At 55.7% G+C, this 17,018-nt stretch carries 12 protein-coding genes; 2 read left to right on the forward strand and 10 right to left on the reverse strand.

From position 1 onward, the window contains the following. On the forward strand, positions 1 to 65 hold a 65-nt coding region (locus Q0510_RS24865), incomplete at its 5' end, for an aminomethyltransferase beta-barrel domain-containing protein (protein WP_333862093.1). A 57-nt stretch (positions 66 to 122) separates the two neighbouring features. Here Q0510_RS24865 and Q0510_RS09885 read toward each other — a convergent pair. Next, complete coding sequence (locus Q0510_RS09885; RefSeq protein WP_298710558.1) at positions 123 to 1,283, reverse strand: Fmu (Sun) domain-containing protein; 1,161 nt, start codon at positions 1,281 to 1,283, stop codon at positions 123 to 125. 118 nt (positions 1,284 to 1,401) lie between these two features. Here Q0510_RS09885 and Q0510_RS09890 point away from each other — a divergent pair, with 118 nt between their 5' ends. Further along, a complete protein-coding gene (locus Q0510_RS09890; RefSeq protein WP_298710560.1) occupies positions 1,402 to 2,820 on the forward strand; it encodes a serine hydrolase in 1,419 nt (472 codons plus the stop codon). A gap of 60 nt (positions 2,821 to 2,880) precedes the next feature. Here the strand turns inward: Q0510_RS09890 and Q0510_RS09895 are convergent, their stop codons facing one another. The 9 genes from Q0510_RS09895 to odhB all read right to left on the reverse strand — a co-directional run bounded on the left by Q0510_RS09895 (position 2,881) and on the right by odhB (position 16,986). Further along, positions 2,881 to 3,858 (reverse strand): TlpA disulfide reductase family protein, encoded by a 978-nt coding sequence (locus Q0510_RS09895; protein ID WP_298710562.1) that lies wholly within the window; start codon positions 3,856 to 3,858, stop codon positions 2,881 to 2,883. Positions 3,859 to 3,922: 64 nt separating this feature from the next. Beyond that, the gene (locus Q0510_RS09900; protein ID WP_298710565.1) at positions 3,923 to 5,116 is read right to left on the reverse strand and encodes a TlpA disulfide reductase family protein; all 1,194 of its coding nucleotides are present in this window, start codon (positions 5,114 to 5,116) and stop codon (positions 3,923 to 3,925) included. Between the two features lie 50 nt (positions 5,117 to 5,166). Then, positions 5,167 to 7,305, reverse strand: a complete 2,139-nt coding sequence (locus Q0510_RS09905) for a carboxy terminal-processing peptidase (RefSeq protein WP_298710568.1) — start codon at positions 7,303 to 7,305, stop codon at positions 5,167 to 5,169. 101 nt (positions 7,306 to 7,406) lie between these two features. Continuing rightward, positions 7,407 to 8,228, reverse strand: a complete 822-nt coding sequence (locus Q0510_RS09910; RefSeq protein WP_298710571.1) for a hypothetical protein — start codon at positions 8,226 to 8,228, stop codon at positions 7,407 to 7,409. A gap of 26 nt (positions 8,229 to 8,254) precedes the next feature. Further along, complete coding sequence (locus tag Q0510_RS09915) at positions 8,255 to 9,715, reverse strand: RagB/SusD family nutrient uptake outer membrane protein (protein WP_298710574.1); 1,461 nt, start codon at positions 9,713 to 9,715, stop codon at positions 8,255 to 8,257. Positions 9,716 to 9,776: 61 nt separating this feature from the next. After that, positions 9,777 to 13,433 (reverse strand): SusC/RagA family TonB-linked outer membrane protein, encoded by a 3,657-nt coding sequence (locus Q0510_RS09920; RefSeq protein WP_298710577.1) that lies wholly within the window; start codon positions 13,431 to 13,433, stop codon positions 9,777 to 9,779. Positions 13,434 to 13,459: 26 nt separating this feature from the next. Further along, the gene (locus Q0510_RS09925; protein WP_298710580.1) at positions 13,460 to 14,581 is read right to left on the reverse strand and encodes a FecR family protein; all 1,122 of its coding nucleotides are present in this window, start codon (positions 14,579 to 14,581) and stop codon (positions 13,460 to 13,462) included. Continuing rightward, on the reverse strand, positions 14,571 to 15,125 hold the full coding sequence (locus Q0510_RS09930) for an RNA polymerase sigma-70 factor (protein WP_298710582.1): 555 nt from the start codon (positions 15,123 to 15,125) through the stop codon (positions 14,571 to 14,573). The genes Q0510_RS09925 and Q0510_RS09930 overlap by 11 nt, the downstream gene beginning before the upstream one ends. A gap of 292 nt (positions 15,126 to 15,417) precedes the next feature. After that, the gene (gene odhB / locus Q0510_RS09935) at positions 15,418 to 16,986 is read right to left on the reverse strand and encodes a 2-oxoglutarate dehydrogenase complex dihydrolipoyllysine-residue succinyltransferase (RefSeq protein ID WP_298710585.1); all 1,569 of its coding nucleotides are present in this window, start codon (positions 16,984 to 16,986) and stop codon (positions 15,418 to 15,420) included. Between the last annotated feature and the right edge of the window lie 32 nt (positions 16,987 to 17,018).

The following is a 17,018-nucleotide window of genomic DNA, read 5'->3' on the forward strand; positions in this document are numbered from 1 at the left end:
CCGGGCAGAGCGCCGTTTTCTATGAAGGAGACGATGTGCTGGGCGGCGGCATCATCCGCAGATAAACGCATCCCGCTATAAAGCAGAAGGCCCCTCCGCGCGGAGGGGCCTTCTGCTTTATTTTAATCTCTTCTAGCCACAGTCACGAACATCGAATCCGCAAACCGCCGGTACCCTTCCACCACCGTACTTTCTTCGATCCGCAGCCCGCAATCCTTTTCCAGGAAAGCCGCCGCGTCTTCATTCTCCTCCCGGAACACCGAGCAGGTAATGTAAATCAGCGTGCCCCCGGGCGCCAGCAGCTTCGAAACGTTCCCGGCGATCTTCTTCTGCAGGGCGGCATACTCCGCGATTTTCGCGGGATTGAAATAATAGAGGTTTTCCGGCGTGCGGCCCCAGGTGCCCGAGCCGGTACAGGGCGCATCGAGGATGATGCCGTTGAAGGAAGTATGCGGCAGCTGCGTGCCGGGATTCGGGGCGGTGAGGTCCACCACCCGGGAATCGTATTCCCGCACGCCGGCTTCGGCGAAGCGTTTGCGTAAATTTTCGAGGATAGACGACCGCACGTCGGTCACCAGCAGCCGGATATCGGGCTGGCGGTCGTGCAGCAGGATGGATTTGCCCCCGCTGGCAGCGCAGCAGTCCCACCAGTACTCCTTTTTACGGGGGTGGAACCGCAGCCCCGTTTCCTGCGACGAGAGGTCCTGGATCTCGTACCAGCTCTTTTCCGGCAGGATGGCTTCTGTTTTGGTGCCGTTGGGGAGGGCGATAGCGTCCGCCCCGGCGGTGGCGTAGGTAACACCCGCCTTTTCCAGCTGTTTGAGCAGGGCGGTTTTACGGCCCGGACGGGCACGGATGAACAGCCGCGGCTGCTGCAGGAAGGAGCGGGTAAACTCTTCTTTTTGAATGGATGGGGAAAGATGATCGATTCCGGGGAACACGGCGGCGGGGTCCCAGGAAAGTCCCGCTACAGCCAGCTTTTCGCCGGCGGAAGCGGCCATGTGGCGGGAGAATTCCGGGCGGAGCGCTTCCAGCATGGCGTCCGGCGCGGTTTCGCAAAGGAACGTAGCCAGCAGGAGGCGGTCTTCTACCGGCATATCCGCCTGCCAGCGGCCCAGGCGGAAATAACGGTATACGAGCTGCTGCACCGTTTTACGGTCGCGGCTGCCCATCTGGGGCCTGGATTTGAAGAATTGCTTCAGAAAATGGTGCAGCGGCACGCTGCCGTCGTATTCTTCCAGCACGGCCGCGGCCGACCGGAGGTAATTTTCCCATCGCGTCATGGCCGCAAAGATAATCTATCCCGCGAAAGCGGATTTTCAAATCCCCGCTTATCTTGTTCGTCACACCGCGGCTATGCGTGTAGCGAAAACCGTATTTTTAATATAAAATCCCCCGCCAATGCATTACCTCAAAACCCTGTTATGCCTCCTACTTCCCCTGGGCGCGTTTGCCCAGTCAGCGGAAGAAAACCAGCGCCGCGTGGAGAACGGATTGCTTCCCTGGGTGCAATTTAAAAACCAGCCCCCCATGCGCTTCACCATCGAAGAACGGCTCAAATCCCTGGAGATACCGGGCGTTACGGTAGCCGTGATCCGGGATTATAAAATAGAATGGGCCAAAGGATACGGATGGGCCGATAAAGAAGAAAAGCGCCCCGTCACCACCGAAACCCTCTTCCAGGCCGCTTCCATCAGCAAATCGCTCAATGGCGTGGCGATCCTCAGACTGGTGCAGGACGGCAAGCTCCGGCTCGACGAAGACATCAATACCTACCTCAAAACCTGGCACCCCTCCGCGGATTCCGGTAAAATCACAATCGCCCACCTCCTCAGCCACACGGCCGGGCTCACCATCCATGGGTTCCCGGGTTACGAGACCACCGACATGCTCCCCACCACGGAACAAATCCTGATGGGCCAAAAGCCAGCAAACACGAAAGAAGTGAAACCTTTTGCCGCACCCGGAGAAAAGATGCAATATTCGGGCGGCGGCACCACTGTTTCCCAGCTCATCCTCACCACCATCACCGGCGAGCCCTATGAACAATACCTCCAGCGGGAAGTGCTGAACCCCATGGGCATGACGCAGAGCTTCTACAACCAGCCCCCTCCCGCCGGCAAAGCCGCATTGCTTGCCACCGCTTATGAAAACGACGGCTCCCGCGTAAAAGGCAGCTACCACGTCTACCCCGAACAAGGCGCGGCCGGACTGTGGACCAACCCCACCGACCTCGCCAAATACATTATCGAAACCCAGCTGTCTAAAGAAGGGAAATCGGCGAAAGTATTGTCACCCGAGATGACCCGGAAACGGCTCACGCCTTACCTCGACAAAAGCTCGGCACTGGGCGTGTTCATCAATGCAGATGGCCGCTGGTTCAGCCATAACGGCGGAAACTGGGGCTTCGCGTGTACGTATTCCGGTAGTATGGAAGGCGGCAACGGGTTTGTGGTAATGACAAACGTGAGCAATCATCTCATCATAGACGAGATCGTGCGCGCCATCTCAACCGTATATGGATGGAAAGATTTCCAGTCCGTAGAGAAATTCCCGCTCCTGTCCTCAATCCCCGACAGCCTCATCCGCCGCTATACCGGCACCTACGTGCGCCAGAGCCCGAAAACCACGATAGCGATCCGGCCTTCCGGCAAAGGGCTCACGGCCGTCGTGCAAAACGGTCAACCCTACAATATGCACTTCACGCAAGCCGATAAATTTGTGATTACGGAACAACCTGCCATGTGGACATTCGCAGGCGACACGCTGAAGATGTTCAACGGGCAGCGGCAAGCGCTGTTCCTGCGGGAGAAACCTTAAAAAACGAAAGGGGCCGCCAGTACGGCCGCCCCTTTCCCGGTATACAATTACGGTAAACGATTATTGCAGCAATGCCTTCAGCACTACCTGCTCCAGGTCTTTTTTCTGATCAAAATCCAGGGTAGCCGCGATCTTTCCCTGCTTATCCACCACAATCACATACGGGATGGAAGGAATGCTCAGTTCGCGCCTGGCTTCGCCGCGGTAGAACCCGCCTTCCGTCAGTACCTGCGCCCATTCCATCGGGTGTGCTTTCATGGCTTTGCGCCAGGCCGCATCCGTGTCGTCCACCGAAATGCTGACGATCAGCACATCCAGTCCCTTGAAATGCCGGTAATGCTCGCGCATCTGGGGAATATAGGCAATGCAGGGGGCGCACCAGGAAGCCCAGAAATCGAACACCACCACTTTGCCGGCCATATCTTTTTCGGTGAAGGGCTTGCCGTTGGGAAGGGTCATTTTCAGTTTCGGGAAAGGCTTGCCGGCCGCGCTGTTGATAAATCCGTCATACTTCTTTTTATATTCTTTGCCTTCGTAGGAATTCTTTCCCGCTTCGGTTAAAAGGGGGTACAATTCCTCGACGTCTTTCCGGTCGCGGGTATACATATTGGCCAGGAACGGACCGATGCCGGTTTTGATCACCGCTTTGAGATCCGCCAGCATGTCGGCATGCGGCGCTTTGATAAAATCCCAGTATTGCGTGTTCAGCGTCCCTCCCGATAGTTTGGACCCGTGCAGGGAGTCGAGGCTGCAGTGGAGTTCGTAGTAAGCATTCTCCAGGAATACGTTGACAGTGCGGGTACTGATCTTCAGTTTCAGCAACCGCGGGCGGTCCAGCTTCCCGAAGTAGGTGAATTCGCCGTTGACGATACGCACCGGGTCCGCGAGTTCCAGCTGTTCACCAGGCGCCAGCTGATAGTCGATAATGGCGACCGTGCCGTTTTTGACACCTGTTACTTTTCCCTTGATGACAAACCCCTCCATGCCCAGGCTGCACAGCGGGAGCAGGAGAAATAGCAGTTGCAAGCAGTTTTTCATACGACAGTGTTTATAAAAAAGGCAACAGCGCATGCGCGCCATTGCCTTTTTAGGGAGGGATAGATTATTTGATGAGTTCGTTCAGTTTCGCTTTCAATGCTTCCCCATACAGATCATACGCCACTACGTTGCCGGCGGGATCGATCAGTACGTTCGAGGGCAGGTAGCGTACGCCATAAAGACCGGCTACCGGTTCGCCCCAGCCTTTGAGGTTGGAAACGTTCAGCCAGGTAAGGCCATGTTTCTGCACGGCTTTTTCCCAGCCTTCCTGTTTGGAATCCAGCGAAATCGCCATCAGCAGGAAGTTCTTGTCCTTGAATTCGTTGTTGATTTCCTGGAGATGCGGGATCTGCGCGATGCAGGGGCTGCACCAGCTGGCCCAGAAATCGAGGAATACGTATTTGCCTTTGAATGCGGAGAGGGAGATTTTTTTGCCGGCCAGGTCGGGGATGGTGAAATCCGGGGCGGCGGTGCCGATTTTTACTCTTCCCATATCGGGCGCCGGCGCGCCTTCGCCCATACTCATTTTCAGCGGGGCCTCATCCACTTTGCCCGGGTTCTTGTAGCGTTGCAGGATGCGCGAAGCTTTGGCGTGGTCGCCCAGGGTTTCGTATACGGAGTCGACATACTTCGGTTCTTTCGTGAAGTAAACGGTCAGAATATACCCGCACACGCCGGAGTTGGGGTGTTTGGCAACCCAGGACTTCAGCTTGGACTGCATGCTTTTTTCCACCGCCGTGGCTTCTGTGGCGGCCACGTTCATGGCGTCTTCATCCCCGATGGAAACGGCTTCGTGGTATTGTTTTTCCAGCTGCGCGAAGCGGAGGCCTTCCCCGCTGTAGGGATCGGTAATCGCCATCACTTCCTGCCACTCTTTCACCCAGGGGTTACCGGAAAATTTCGCATCGTTGAAGCCCGCGCCTTTACCGGTGATCTGCATCTTCCCGTCTTCCAGGTAAAGGATCGTGCCCATGCCGTTTTGCTCCGTGGGGTTGGAACCGATCTGCAGGATGTAAACGCTGCCGCCTTTCTTCATGGGCATACGCAGTTCAAACTGGTGATTCTTCACGTATGCGGTGGCGGTATCGCCGGAATAGGGCTCGTACAGGTTCACCAGGCTATCGTTGGGCGCCTGGTCCAGCTTCACGGAAATAACGGCCATGGGTTCCTGCACCGTATTGTTGAAGCGGGCGCCTTTCTCCTGGGCCGTGGCGGCGATGCTGCTCACGCAAAGCATGCCTGTCAATACTTTCTTCATAGTGAATTGCTTTTTCTACAGATGTATAATACCCGCGCGGGGATGGTTGTCTATTGTTCTGCCGCCGTGCCTTTCGCAGGGTTCGCCAGCATGTCTTCCAGGATGGAAATAGTTTCCGCGATGTATACGTCGCCGGCAATACTTTCGATCCAGTGCTTGTTGATCCGGATGCGGTCTGCATCGTTCCGGAGGGCGGGATTGATGTTGCGGTCTGTGGTGAGCGCCACTTCCAGCCGCTTGTCTTCCGGCAGTTTCCGCAGCGCCTGGATTTGCTTGACGCCGCCGTACCATTGCTGGTAATGTTTCCGGAAGCCAGCCAGGTCAAGGTCAGCCGGTTGTTCCAGGCTGGCCTTCATCGTGCGGGTAGCTGCTTCCACACCGCTAAACACAGGGTTTGCGGCGATGCGGGCATTGGCTTTTCCGATCACCGCAGCATAGTCGGTGTTGGGCGCAACGCGTTGCAGCGGCGGCAGGTTGATCGTATCGCAGGGAAGGATGCTCGGGTAGTCGGTTTCCATGATGGATTGCAGGCTCATCCTGCTTTGGAGCACGATATCCGAGCTCACGCCTTTCAACTGCGTGGAGGTGCCGTTGGCCCGGTAGAATTTCTCCATCGTTACGCGCAGGCTGCCATAGCGCTCGGTTTTAGTGCCTTTGGCGGCATCGCCCATTTTACCGATGTTGAGGTTCTGCTGCGCCGTGCCCTTTCCAAAAGTGGTCTTTGTCCCCACGACCAGCCCTCTTCCATAGTCCTGGATCGCCGCGGCGAATATCTCCGATGCCGATGCGCTCGATTCATCTACCAGTACGGTTAACGGACCGGTATAGAAGGGCGTTTCCGTATTGCTGGCGTATTGGTTCACCGTTTCCTTGCCTCTCAGGTAAGAGATCGCGCCCTTCGGCAGGAAGTAGTTGCACATTCGCACCACTTCATCCAGCGATCCCCCGCCGTTGCTGCGCAGGTCCACGATCAGCCCTTCCACCTCTTCATCTTTCAATCTTGCCAGCTCGCGGCCCACATCTCCCGCAACGCCTTTCTGCTTGTCGCCGCCGGCATCCATATAAAAATCGGTGAAGCGGATATAGCCGTAGCGTTTCCCGTTCCGGTCGATCACCGCGCTCTTGGCTTTGTTCTCCGTATCGATCACTTCATCCCGTTTCACGATCACCGTCCTGGCTTGCTCGCCGGCCTGCTGCAACTGCATCTTCACGGAAGTGCCCTTCTCCCCGCGGATCATGCTTACCACGTCGGTGTTGGACATGCCGCTGATGTTGAGCAGCTCGCCCTTCGCATCCGCGATCGTTACGATGCGGTCGTTTTCTTTGACCAGCCCGCTGGAATACGCGGTGCCCCCTTGCATGAGGCGCTTCACGTAATATTCCCCGTCCCGGTTCTCCAGTTCAATGCCCAGGCCGAAGAAGCGCTTGTTGAGCATTTCGGTGAAGGTGCGGTCTTTAGGCCCGGTGTACATGGTATGCGCGTCGAAGACCATGGCCACCACGTTCAGGTAAGCTTCAAACTTCTCTTCCCCCGACTTTTGCTTTGCGGAAAGTGCGAAGAAGTCGTCGTAGTACTTTTTCACTTTGGCTTCCGCCTTCGCGAGGATGGCGGGATCGATGGGCTTGTTCACCGCATTGCTGTCTGCCGCCACGGCGAGCTCCATATAATTGCGGATCACATAGTATTTCAGCAGCTTCCGCCAGAGTTCCTTCCGGTCTTTGGCGCTGGCAGGGAAGGGATCATTCTTGCGGATATGCTTTACCTGTTCTTTTTTATCGAACCGGAAAGGGCCTGCCATCAGCTGCCGGTAATCTGCCTCCGCCTCCGCGGTACGGCGGCGATAAATGGCATAGGCGGCTTCGAAGAACGCGGGATCCGAGGCTTGCAGCTGCTCATCCACCTGCAGGCGGTATTTTTCCAGCAGTTTTACATCTTCTTTCAGGAAGATATATCCGTTGGGATCCAGCGTATGCAGGTAGCGGTCGAAAACAGCGACGGAAAATGAATCGTTTATGGCTTTGGGCTGGTAATGCTTTTTCTGGATGCGGTCGAGCATGGAATGCATGGCTGCCTTGCGGTATGCCGGCACGGCTTTCGGGTCTTCCGGGCTCTGGGCCGTTGCAGCCACCGTTGCGGCCAGGGCATACGCGGTCATTAAAAGGCACACGCCTCTTTTAAACACTATCATGTATCAATATTTTAAGCCGTGATAAAAGGTCCTATCACTGTGAAGGCACCGGTTTGGGTAAAAAGGGTGATCCCGGCGCGAATAATTTTGACCGGCGGTTATCAGAACGCATTTCCGACCTCCTGGAGATTAATGCCGAATTCGGACTGGAAATAGTTGATCACGGCATTGTACTTCAACCTGTAATTCCCTTTCACGTCCACGCCCGGACTGAAATACGTGCTTTCCATATCCGCCATGGAACGGGTGCAAATGGCTTCTACATATCCCAGGAAATCGGTCCCCAATGTCAGGTAGGCGCCGGTGGGCTCAATAATGCCGTACTGATTTTTCAATGCCGGCGTTTGAATGTTGGAGTAGTCAGCGGGCGCCAGCGCGGCAAAGTCGGCCGGAGTACTGATGGCCCCTGCCCGGAAGGCCCTTTCCATGTAAAAACGGATTAAATTCTTACGCAGCACGTTCATTTGGGCGGGCGTGCTTTGTTGCAGCAAAGTACTGTCTGCCCAGCCGATGGTCAGCGCGGCGTAAGTTGCGCTGAAGTTGACGGCACTCCGGGTATGCTTCCCGCCGATATAGGATGCCAGGAGGATCCTGTAAGGCATCGTTTTTTGCAGAAGGCGCTCCGGCAAGGCGTTGAACAGGTTATCGTATACGAACCGCAATGCGGGGCCGATGTATGCGGGATTGGCGTTGAAGGCGCTGTCGATCTTCTTGTCGATCTGGTTGTAGTTGTAATCGTGCTGGGTAAACCGGTACAGGATGAAGGTCGAATACTTGTTGTAGGCGGCCATGATGCTGTCGTCGTAGCTATGGTTCCCCTGGGGGAGCAGCTTCACCGCCTCCGGTTCGGAGGGTGTGAGTTTCGCTTCTTTCCGGCAGGCCACCATCACCATGGCTGCCAGGATCAGTATGTAACATCTCATAACATCTCTTTTTAACATTAGCAGGTTTATTGCGGCAGGCGGTCGCCGGTTATTTGCGGGTTTTGATGCAGTGCCGGGTTGCGGTTCAGCACATCTCTGGGGATGGGCAGGATGTATTGTTTGTCCCGCTTTTCCAGTTTGTAGGTTTCGGTGGTAAGGGCATCGGGCCGGTATTTGTGGTAGATGGCCGGCATCCCGTACCTGCGGAGATCGAACCAGCGGTGCATTTCTTCCAGGTACAGCTCCCGGCGGCGTTCCTCGCGGCACATGCGGAGCAGTACTTCAGCGGGCTGGAGGGTCCAGTTGGAGAAGCCGGCCGGGTCCAGGCGTGCAGCACGCAGGGTATTGAGGTCCTGGAGCGCTTTCGCAGCGGCGCCACCGTCCCCTTTGGTTTTATACAACTGGATCAGCGCCTCGGCACGGTTCAGGTAAGCTTCCGCGCTTCTCCAGGAATTGAAGTTGACATAGCTGTCGCCAGTTCCCGCCAGGGTATTGCTTTGCACTTTCATCTGTGAATAATCGGTGGCAAAGTAAGGCCTCGTTTCCGGAGGATTGTAATAAAAGCCGACCAACGCCCGCTGATCCGCCGGTTCAAAAGTATTCACCAGGTCGTGGGAAAGATCATAAGCGACACCGTAGGAAATCGGCAGTTTTTCATGGGCCGTGCCGTAGCAGAAAATGGTTTCCACGTTATTGAGGCCCGCCATGGGCTTTGTTTCCGGCACCGGCATGCCGCCCCATGTGTTGAGGTTCATCAGCCGGGAGTGTTTTGCGAGCACCACATCCGCATGGGCGATCGCTTCGTCCCATTTCTCCTGGTACAGGCACACCCTGCTGGCCAGCAGGTGGGCGGCCAGGTAATTGAGCCGGGTTGCCCTGCGGATGGTCTGGTCCCTTTCCAGCAGCGTAATGGCGCTGTCCAGGTCGTTTTCGATCTGCACATACACTTCCTTCACCGACTTCCGTTCCATGTGCTGATCCGAAAGGTCGGAAGTCATGCGGAGCGGAACGCCGGGAGACTTGTCGGGCGTAGTAGTGGAATCATTGTAGGGCGCGGCATACAGGTTTACCAGCATGAAGTGGTAATAGGCCCTGAGCGCAAAAGCTTCGCCTTTGATCCGGTCTTTGTCCTTCTGCGGGCCAACGGCGTCATCAATAAACTGGAGCACTACGTTGGCGCCGAGGATGTGTTTGTAATACAGGAACCAGGCATTGAAATAAAAGGAGTTATCCTGCTGCAAAACCTTTTCGGAAAAATCCGCCTGCCATTGAAAGATCGGGGCCGCATAGCGCGACAACCCGGTATTGCCCAGCGTGGGGCCGTAATAACATTCCACATCGTCGTCCAGGAAAACGGTGAAGTTATGCATGGGTTCCTCATTGTCCGGATAGGCATCCATAAATAATATCTCTCCGAAATGCTCCGTTGTTTCAGGAATCACATCGGATTGGGAATATTCGCTGAGGAACTTTTTGCAGGATGCCATGCAGCAAGCGCCCAGTATAATCAAAACCAACTTCTTCATACAGAATGATTGCATTAATATTTTAAAATCCTGCGTTCAGGCCGAATACATATTGTCGTGTTAACGGCAGCGCGGTGGTGCCGGCGCCTTCCGTCTCGGGGTCCTGCCCTTTCATTTCCCGGCTGGCGATAACGAACACGTTGTTCACGGTAAAGCTGAGCGCCAGGTTCTTCACACCTAACTTCCGCACCGCCATCGGCGGTATGCGATATCCCGCCGAAATGGTTTTGCAGCGGAGGAAGTTGCCGTTGCCCGTCAGGAGGTTGGAAAGCTCATAGGCATCGAGTGGCTGGATTTTGTAAGCGGTGTAACCCAAGCCGGCGGTTTGCTGGCCTTTGTATGGAACGTAGTAATAATTCCCGACCCTGTTATCGATCAGCGAGGGTACGTTCGTATGCGCTTCGTCGCCCGGGTTCCGCCAGCGGTCCATGTATTCGCGGGGCACATTGATAAAGGAACCAGGTACGCCGTTCTGGCCGAAGTTGCGGCCGAAAGGAGGGTTGAGCCGCCGGGTATTGCCCATCGCGGCATACAACTGCGTGCTGATGCTGAGTGATTTATACTGCAACGTCGGACTAACAGACAAAGTCAGCGTCGGTTCCATCTGGCCGGAATACACCAGGAACTGCCCCGGTTCCGAGTACTTTACCGCAGGTTCCGCAATGGTGAGATTTTTAAACATAGGAATGCCGTTCACCGGGTTCAGGCCATCGAAGATATAAGAATAGAATCCGCTGATGGGCTTGTCGGGCAAATGGCCGGTGCCGTTGAGGAAGGAATTGATATCGGTGCGCGCATTGCCCCGGTCTTTGCGGTTGAAGTTCCGGGAAGTGTTCATGGACACGGTGAGCCGGGTATCCTGCTTCCGGATAAGATCCACGCTCAGCGCCAGTTCCATACCCTTATTGAACAACTCGCTGCCATTCCGGTACATATATTCCATACCATATTCATAATCGATATCCACCTTGTCGATCACATCCACCGAATGCTTGTAGTAATAATTGAATCCTCCGCGCAGGCGGTTGTTCCACAACGCCATTTCCACGCCGATGTTCAGCTGCCTGGTTTTTTCCCAGCGCAGATCGGGATACGGCAGGGATTTGATCCGCATGTACGGCACCATGGTCGCCGGGTTGTAACCATTCCCTGTTTCGTAATAAGCTACCAGGTTGGGCCCCACCGCGCTCACCACGTTGCCCTGGGTGCCGTAGGAGGCCGTCATGCTGAAGCTCGACAGCAGATTCCCCGCAGGGAACCACTCCTCCGCGTACGTGTTCCAACGGCCCGACACGCTGTAGTTAGGCAAGAATTTGGCGTTGGAGTATTGCCCGAACCGGTTGGATCCGTCAGTGCGGATATCGCCGCGAAGGATATATTTGTTCATCAGGCTGTAGGTAAGAGTACCGTATCCCGAAATGGTGTTCTTCAATCCGTCGGAAAGAGAGAACCGGGCATAGGCCCTGCGGGTAGCTTCCCCTGCAAAAAAGGTTTTGCCGCGATCGGGAAAATAGCCGGGCTCCCTGACGCTGTGCCCGTCCGACTTCTCGCTGTTCAATTCGCTGCCGACCGTGAAGTTGAGCTGGTCGCGTCCATCGAATAAAGGTGTAGAATAATCCAGGCTGTTGCGCATGCCCCATGCCGAACTGCGCTGCTGGTTGACGTTGGCGATCCCGCCCGCAGGTAAGGGAGAACTATCGAAAAGTGTTTTGGGTGGCGTTTCACCATAATTCCAGGACCGGAGCTTCGCAGCCGTATAAGATTGCTCGTCGAACGCCGAAAACCCGCTGGCTTCCGCGATACTGACACTGGACATGTGCAGGAATTTCCAACGTTTGCCGAGGGCGTAATCTACCGTCAGGTTCAGGTTGGTAGCGCGGGTGCTGGTATTGTTTACCGTATGCTCCAGCTCGTTGAGCATATTGAAGTACAGCGGTTGCCCCCTGTTGCTAAGGAAGTTCGGGTCCGCCTTCGCTTCATTGTTATAGGAACTCATGGGGTAAAACAAATCCGGCCGCAACGAACGGCTTGTTTGCAGGGCGTACGTCTGCGGATTGGTATTGGCGCCGTAGTACCCTGTTGCATTGGAGACATTGCTGTTCAGGGACAGGTCCAGCGCCAGGCGCTTGCCCAGTTCGGTATGAATCGTCATCTGGGCGCCATAGCTGGTATTGCCGTCTAATTTCGCAGCGCCGTTGTTGCGGTTATAATTGACAGACGCGTAGTAAGTGGTTCTCCCCGCCCCGCCACTGAAACTGAGGCTGTTCTGGGTCCCAATCGCGTTGCGGTACAACACGTCAAACCAGTCGGTATTGTTCGTTTCCAGATCCGCCACTCTCCGGTCATACTCCGCCTGCGAGATGCTCCTGTTAAACAATGCATACCGCAGCCCCTCGTACGAATACGTTTCGCGGAAGCCGGTATACGCCGGTGCGAACACGGTGCCATCCGCCTCCAGCTGCCGCGACAGCTCCACCCTTTCCTTCGAGTTCATCATCAGCATGTTCTTGTAGGAAGGCCTGGCCTGGAAGGAAAAAATCGTATTGAAATTAACCTGCATGGGGCCCACCTTTCCCCGTTTGGTCGTGATCACGATCACGCCGTTTGCCGCGCGGGTGCCATAAATCGCCGTGGCGGCGGCATCGCGCAGGAAGGTGAGGCTTTCGATATCGAAAACGTTGATCCCCGAAATCGCGTTCCCCATCAATTCGTAATTGGCATTGGCTTCCGCCGATAACAGGTTGTTCAGCACCGAAGCTTCGATGTTCACCGGGTCGGGGCGCACCATGCCGTCTACCACGATCAGCGGCGAGGCATTGCCCACCAGCGTCGACGTTCCCCGTATGCGCATCTTGGGTTTCGCATTCACGGACCCGGAGTTGTTGATCACCATCAGGCCCGGCACCTTTCCCTGCAGCATCTGCCCTACATTCGCCACACCCGGCTGCAAAACTTCCGACCCTTTGAGCCGGGTATACGATCCGGTAGCCAGTTTGGGATCGATTTTCTGATACCCGGTGATCACCACTTCCTGGATCTCGCGCACGACCGTATCCATCTTAAACGTCAGGAACCGGTCGGTGGCGTTGGCTACTTTATAGGTAAACGACTTCATCCCCATGAGGGAGAAGTTCACGGTTTCCTTATCGTGGGCGAAGAGGACGAACATGCCGTCGTCGCTCGTGGTGGTCATCTCCCGTGAAGCCGTCCCACGGATGCTCACGCCGGGGAGCGGTGTGCCTTTGGGGTCGGTCACCTGCCCGCGCAGCAAAACGGATAGCTGCCTCGGCGCCTGGGGCTCCGCGGCTGTGGCGCGCTCTTCCTTCTTCTCGTAAATAATCACCACACCCATTTCCTCGATAAACTGCAATCCGCAGCCGCCCAGCACCTGCTGCAGGAATTCGCGCAGCGGCACCGCCGTCACGTCCACCGTCACCGGCTGGCGGCCCACCAGCTGGCTGTTGTAAGAAAAACGCACATTGGTTTTCTTCCGTACTTCTTTCAACACCGTACTCAACGCGGTTTTATTCGCCTTGTAGGTGATTTTTTGGTCGAGGCCGACTTTCTGTTGCCCGAAACTGTTCCCCGCGGCCAGCAGCAGGCCCAGCAGCAACGTGCTGAACAACAGGGCATACAAACCCCTGTCTTTCCGGAGAAAGATAAAATCCTTACGTTTCATGATATAAGAATGAAGATTGTGTTATGCTAATGTTTCCCCTGCCCGGCTTTGCTTACCCGGACGGTCTTATCCTGCACACTGAAACCGATATCCAGTCCTTTGCCGATCACGTCCAGCGCAACCTGCAGGTTTGCGGGCCGGGGCATATCGAGCGTAAAGCGGAGATTTTCCAGTGATGTATCGTTAAACTCAAAATCGTAATCGTAATTGCGTGCGAGGTACCGTGTGATCTCCGCCAGCGAAACATCGTAGAACAGCAGGTCGCCGTCCTTCCAGGCCGTATAGGGCTGGGTATCCACCGTTTGCTTGCCGAGCGTCCCATTCCTGAACACCGTTTGCTCTCCCGGGTCGAGCTGCTGCTGCTGCCCGCCGGCTGCCACCAGCAGGCGGCCGGAAGTGAGGGTGGTGGTGGTAACGCCGAAGGTGTTGACGTTGAAAGCAGTTCCCAGCACTTTCAGCTGGCCTTCGCCCGCATGCACGATGAAAGGCTGTGCCGCGTTGGCTTTCACTTCAAAATAAGCCTCGCCGTCCACATACACGTCGCGCGTGGCGCCGTTGAATACGGGGGGATAACGGAGGGTAGTTGCCGAGTTGATCCATACCTGCGTGCCGTCGGAAAGCTGCAGGCTGAATTGCAGGCCCCTCGGGATGACGAGCGTATCCATCCTGACGCCTGCCGCTTTCGCAGCACTGCCCGAATAGGCCAGCGTTGCGCTGCCTGCGGTGATCTGCACACCGGAACCCTGCTGAATGGTCTGCTGCTCCTCTCCCAGTTCCACCGATCGCCCGTCGCCCATTTTCAGCTGTACTTTGCCCGAGGGCTTTGCATCCGCCAGTTGCTCGCTTTGCGGAGCGGCCCGGCGGACCGGCTGCATCATCCAGACGCCAGTCGCGACAGCCAGTAGTACCACGGCAGCCACGGCCAGCCTTACGATGCGCACGATGCGGCGCTTACCGCGAACGGCGCTGAATTGCCGCCAGCCATCCTGCTCGGAGAATTCGGGCCGCGCCAGGCGCACTTTCATTTCGCGCTCGGCAGCCAGGAGGCGGAGCTCTTCGGAGGTAAAATCCCCGGCAGCCTTATCGCCATCCAGCCGGGACGCCACTTTATCCCAGTCAATATTTTTATCGTCGTTATTATCCAACATAGATCAAACCGATTACAGGGGTTAACAATTTCATCATCCAGCCGCATTCTTTCCGTAAAAACTGCAAAGCCAGCTTGATCTGCGTTTTTACGGTATTGATGGAAATCCCGAGCCTTTCCGCGATATCCTTGTATTTAAGCCCTTCCTGGTTACTCATCAGGAATACTTTGCGGCGCTGTTCCGGCATGCGCGATACGGCAGCCCACAGTGCGGCAGTCCGGGCATCGTCTTCCCTTCCGTCATCTTCCGGGAAAAATTCGCTCATGGCCTCGATCACTTTGATTTCTTCCAGCTGTACTTTGCCGGATTTCTCCAGGTACCGCAGCGAAGCATTCTTAATGGCCCGCAGGGCATAGCTTTTAAAATCACGGGTAATCCGGATGTCGTGGCGTTTGTTCCAGCAGTAGAGGAAGAAGTCCTGCACGATGTCGCGTGCGGCATCCTGGTCCAGTACGATATAGTAAGCTGCCCGGCACAATAAAACATAGTAATCCCTGAACTGTTCCTCGAAAGTCACAGCCTTTCCTGATCTCGATTGATGCATAAGTAGTTTTGTACGGTCATTCTCAGTCGTACAAAGTAAAAAATAATCCGGATTTACTACATTCATCGGCTTTTGGATGCTATGCGCACGAGTGCTGGTAATCGCCCTAGATTTTCTACATAGTTGATCTCACGTCTTTTCCGTGGTTTACCACGCTGTTATGATACAGGTACGGGAAGTGTGAAAGCGGGTGATCCTAACGTGAAGTTTTTTTTAAGTTTTTCCGGCGCGGGCATAAAAAAAGGGGCTACCCACCACGGGCGCCCCTTTTGCGATATACTATTACGGTAAATTATACTTTCAGCAGCGCTTTCACGGGATCCTTGCCGAACAGGAGTTGTTCGGGGTTTTCGAGCATGTCTTTCACACGAACGAGGAAGCTTACGGATTCGCGGCCGTCGATGATGCGGTGGTCGTAGCTGAGGGCTACGTACATCATGGGGCGGATCACTACCTGGCCGTTCACGGCCATGGGGCGGTCCTGGATCTTGTGCATGCCGAGGATGGCGGATTGCGGGATGTTGATGATGGGCGTGCTCATGAGGGAGCCGAATACGCCGCCGTTGGTGATGGTGAAGGTACCGCCGGTCATCTCGTCCATGGTCAGTTTGCTGTCGCGGGCTTTGGTAGCCAGCTCCACTACTTTCTTCTCGATATCTGCCATGCCGAGGCTTTCGGCGTTGCGGATCACCGGCACCACAAGCCCTTTGGGAGCGGATACGGCGATGGAAATGTCGCAGTAGTCGTGGTAAATGATTTCTTCTCCGTCGATATACGCGTTAACAGCAGGGAACTCCTGCAGGGCGAAGCAAACGGCTTTGGTGAAGAAGCTCATGAAACCGAGGTTCACGCCGTGGGCGTTCTTGAAGGTTTCTTTGTATTTGGCGCGGATAGCCATGATGTTGGTCATGTCCACTTCGTTGAAAGTGGTGAGCATGGCCGTGGTGTTCTTGGCTTCTACCAGGCGGCGGGAAACGGTTTTGCGGAGGTTGCTCATTTTCTCGCGGCGGTCTGCGCGGGTGAACAGCTCCTTGCCGAGGGCCACGCCGGGATTTTCGAGAGCGGCGAGCACATCGTCTTTCATAATCTTGCCATGGGCGCCGGAGCCTTTGATGCTGGCGGGGTCCACTTTCTTGTCGGCGATCACGGCGGCGGCAACGGGACTGGCTTTCACATCCGAGGGGATGGAAGCTGCAGGCGCCTGTTGCGCAGCGGGGGCTGCCTTGGGAGCGGGCGCGGCGGCCTGCGCGGCAGGCTGCGCTTTGCCGGCGGGACGGGCAGCGGAGGTATCGATCTGGCAGGCAACGTCGCCGATGTTCAGCGTATCGCCTTCTTTGGCAACGGTTTTGAGCACCCCGGCTTCTTCAGCATTCAGCTCGAAGGTGGCTTTTTCGGACTCGAGCTCGCAGAGCACTTCATCCCTTTCCACGTAATCGCCGGTTTGTTTCAGCCATTTGATGAGGGTTACTTCACTGATAGATTCCCCAACCGTAGGAACCTTGATATCAATCGTGCCTTTGTTGGAAGCGGGTGCGGCCGGTGCTGCTTCGGGAGCAGGCGCCGGGGCGGCGGCAGGAGCGGCGGCAGCGGCGGGGGCTGCAGGTTGCGGAGCGGCGTCGCCCGCGGCATCGGTATCGATGGTGGCGGCTACGTCGCCGATCTTAACGGTCTCTCCTTCTGCTGCTACGATTTTCAACACGCCGGATTTTTCGGCGGTGAGCTCCAGTGTGGCCTTCTCAGACTCCATTTCACAAAGGATATCGTCCTGGTTCACAAATTCGCCGTTCTTCTTCAGCCATTTTGCGATGGTCACTTCGCTGATTGATTCTCCTACCTGAGGTATTTTAACTTCGATGATCATGTGTATAACCCTCCCGTAATGAAACGTTAAAA

Origin of the sequence: uncultured Chitinophaga sp., assembly GCF_937874145.1 — a bacterium.
In the GTDB taxonomy this organism is placed as follows: domain Bacteria; phylum Bacteroidota; class Bacteroidia; order Chitinophagales; family Chitinophagaceae; genus Chitinophaga.

Excerpts from the sequence above, each read along its gene's own strand:
- Q0510_RS09885 (WP_298710558.1), bottom strand. The coding sequence starts at position 1,283 with ATGACGCGATGGGAAAATTACCTCCGGTCGGCCGCGGCCGTGCTGGAA.
- Q0510_RS09890 (WP_298710560.1), top strand. The coding sequence starts at position 1,402 with ATGCATTACCTCAAAACCCTGTTATGCCTCCTACTTCCCCTGGGCGCG.
- Q0510_RS09895 (WP_298710562.1), bottom strand. The coding sequence starts at position 3,858 with ATGAAAAACTGCTTGCAACTGCTATTTCTCCTGCTCCCGCTGTGCAGC.
- Q0510_RS09900 (WP_298710565.1), bottom strand. The coding sequence starts at position 5,116 with ATGAAGAAAGTATTGACAGGCATGCTTTGCGTGAGCAGCATCGCCGCC.
- Q0510_RS09905 (WP_298710568.1), bottom strand. The coding sequence starts at position 7,305 with ATGATAGTGTTTAAAAGAGGCGTGTGCCTTTTAATGACCGCGTATGCC.
- Q0510_RS09910 (WP_298710571.1), bottom strand. The coding sequence starts at position 8,228 with ATGAGATGTTACATACTGATCCTGGCAGCCATGGTGATGGTGGCCTGC.
- Q0510_RS09915 (WP_298710574.1), bottom strand. The coding sequence starts at position 9,715 with ATGGCATCCTGCAAAAAGTTCCTCAGCGAATATTCCCAATCCGATGTG.
- Q0510_RS09920 (WP_298710577.1), bottom strand. The coding sequence starts at position 13,433 with ATGAAACGTAAGGATTTTATCTTTCTCCGGAAAGACAGGGGTTTGTAT.
- Q0510_RS09925 (WP_298710580.1), bottom strand. The coding sequence starts at position 14,581 with ATGTTGGATAATAACGACGATAAAAATATTGACTGGGATAAAGTGGCG.
- Q0510_RS09930 (WP_298710582.1), bottom strand. The coding sequence starts at position 15,125 with ATGCATCAATCGAGATCAGGAAAGGCTGTGACTTTCGAGGAACAGTTC.
- odhB (WP_298710585.1), bottom strand. The coding sequence starts at position 16,986 with ATGATCATCGAAGTTAAAATACCTCAGGTAGGAGAATCAATCAGCGAA.